At 34.1% G+C, this 220-nt stretch carries 1 protein-coding gene; it reads left to right on the top strand.

Going from position 1 to position 220, the window contains the following annotated elements; all coding sequences use genetic code 11:
- Positions 1-220, top strand: a 220-nt coding sequence (locus V6256_RS15740; RefSeq protein WP_341599160.1) for an aminoacyl-tRNA hydrolase, incomplete at both ends; no start/stop codon positions are given.

The raw sequence follows: 220 nt of genomic DNA, 5'->3' as shown, positions 1-220 counted from the left end.
ATTCCGCTATTCATATACGTTTTGATATTAAAAGTTCTACGTTACCTGAATTTTATAAGCAACGTTTATTAGCATTATCCGACCATCGAAACACCGAAGATGGGGTGATTATTATTAAGTCTCAAGAGCATCGACCTCAAGAGAAAAACAGAGAAGAAGCTTTAAAGCGTTTAAAAGAGTTAATGTTAGATGCAGTGAAAATAAAAAAAAAGAGGCGAGC

This window comes from Psychromonas aquatilis (assembly GCF_038155185.1).
In the GTDB taxonomy this organism is placed as follows: Bacteria; Pseudomonadota; Gammaproteobacteria; order Enterobacterales; family Psychromonadaceae; genus Psychromonas; species Psychromonas aquatilis.
The sequence above is the reverse complement of the archived record's forward strand: the minus strand, read 5'-3'. Positions and strand labels throughout refer to the sequence as shown.